General features: G+C 70.1%; 2 protein-coding genes. Both read left to right on the top strand.

Features of this window, described 5'->3' with window-relative positions:
- Nucleotides 1-211: 211 nt before the first annotated feature.
- Complete coding sequence (locus tag B447_RS21460; protein ID WP_004249175.1) at nt 212-1,348, top strand: acyl-CoA dehydrogenase family protein; 1,137 nt, start codon at nt 212-214, stop codon at nt 1,346-1,348.
- 16 nt (nt 1,349-1,364) lie between these two features.
- Nucleotides 1,365-2,211 (top strand): thiolase family protein (locus B447_RS21455; protein WP_004249174.1); only part of this gene is annotated, 847 nt, incomplete at its 3' end.

Here is a 2,211-nt window from a genome sequence, read left to right as displayed (position 1 = left end):
CGCGGCTGGCGCCGCTCCTACGGCATCGCAAGGCGTTCATCACCCCCTGTAGGAGCGGCGCCAGCCGCGAGGGGTTGAAGGCGACGGGGCTTGGGTGGGCTGACAAAAGGCTCGCGGCTTGCGCCGCTCCTACGGTACCGCGCTGCGACCGGGCAGGCCGGACATTGGATTACGCCGTCGCTATCGGACGACGGTTTTGCAAGGAGACATCATGGACTTCCAGTTGAACGCGGAGCAGCGCGAGATTCGCGATCTGGCGCGCCGCTTTGCCGAGCGCGAGATCGCCCCGCGCGCCGCCGAGGCCGACCTCGGCAAGACTTTCCCCTTCGAGGTGCACCAGCGTGCGCAGGAGCTCGGCCTGCTGGGCATCAACCTGCCCGAAGCGGTCGGCGGCGGCGGCCTCGGCTGCCTCGAGCTGGTACTGGTCACCGAAGCCTTCTGCCGTGGCTGCCTGGGCATCGGCACCGCGCTGTGCGTGAATGCACTGGCCACCGAGCCCATCGTGATCGCCGGCAGCGACATGCAGCGCGAGCGCTATCTGGGCGCGGCCGCCAAGGGCGCGCTGGCGAGCTTCGCCATGACCGAGCCGGGCGCCGGCTCCGACGTTGCCGGCATCCGCACCCGTGCCGAGCGCGTGGCCGGCGGCTACCGCCTGAGCGGCAGCAAGATCTGGATCTCCAACGCCAACCTCGCCGAATTCCTCGTCGTCTTCGCCAAGACCGCGCCGGATGCAGGCCACCGCGGCATGACCGCCTTCATCGTGCCGCGTGGCAGCCAGGGCATGGCCATCGGCGAACCCCTGGGCAAGCTCGGCCAGCGCTGCGCGCCCACCTGCGAGGTCTTTCTCGACCAGGTGTTCGTGCCTGATGACCATCGCCTGGGCGAGGAGGGCAGCGGCTTCGCACTGGCGATGACGGTGTTCGACCACTCGCGGCCGATGGTTGCGGCCTTTGGCGTTGGCCTCATCGAACGCTGCCTCGACGAATCGCTCGCCTACGCCACCCAGCGCAACAGCATGGGCAAGCGCCTGGTCGACCACCAGGCGGTGGCGCACAAGCTGGCCGAGATGCGCATGAAGCTCGAGGCCGCACGCTTGCTCACCTACCAGTCGGCCTGGCTGCTCGACCAGGGCAGGCCGAACACCATCGAGGCCTCGATCGCCAAGGCCTTCGCTGCCGATGCGGCGATGTGGGCGGCGACCGAGGCCGTGCAGATTTTCGGCGGCATGGGCTACTCGACCGAATACCCGGTGGAAAAGCTCTTCCGCGACGCCAAGGTGCTGCAGATCTACGAAGGCACCAGCGAGATCCAGCGCAACATCATTGCCCGCGAACTGCAGCGGGCCTGAACCTGAGGACCCAGCAATGACCCAATCCAATCCGAACGAAGCGCTCATCCTGGGTGCCGTCCGCACCCCCTTCGGCCGCCGCGGCGGTGCGCTGCGCGAGACCCGCCCGGACGAACTTCTTGCCACCGCCATCGGCGGTGTGCTGGCGCGCACCGGGCTTCCGGCCGAAAAGGTTGGCGACGTGCTGGCGGGCTGCGTCAGCCAGGCCGGCGAGCAGGGCGCCAACATCGCCCGCCAGGCGCTGTTGATCGCCGGGCTGCCGGCCGAGGTGCCGGGCGTGTCGATGAACCGCATGTGCGGCTCCAGCCAGTTCGCCACCCATGCCGCTTCGCAGGCGGTGGCCGCGGGCGACCTCGCGTTCGCCATCGGCTGCGGTGTCGAGAGCATGAGCCGCGTGCCGATGTTCCTCGACCTGACCCTGGGGCAGGGCGACTTCCGCGGCTTCGACAATCTGCATCCGAAGATCCTCGCGCGCTTCGCCATCCCGCACCAGGTCGAGAGCGCCGAGCGCATCGCCGACCAGTGGCAGATATCGCGCGCCGAGATGGACGACTACGCAATCGAAAGCCACCGCCGCGCCGAGGCCGCGCGTGCGGCCGGCGTGCACGCCGAGATCCTGCCGGTGGCGGGTGTGGACAAGGAGGGCGGCGCGATCACGCTGGCGCACGACGAAGGCATCCGCGCGGTGATCGACGTCGAGCGCATGCGCGCGATGCAGCCCGTGTTCCGCCAGCCGGGCGAGGGCGGCGTGACCGCGGCCAACGCCAGCCAGATGTCCGACGGCGCCGCTGCGGTGCTGGTCGGCCGGCGCGAGGCGGCCGAGGCGCTGGGCATCCGGCCGCGCGCGCGCTTCCGCGCCCGCG

Origin of the sequence: Thauera sp. 27, assembly GCF_000310125.2 — a bacterium.
Classification (GTDB): domain Bacteria; phylum Pseudomonadota; class Gammaproteobacteria; order Burkholderiales; family Rhodocyclaceae; genus Thauera; species Thauera mechernichensis.
This window is presented reverse-complemented; position numbering and strand designations above follow the sequence as displayed.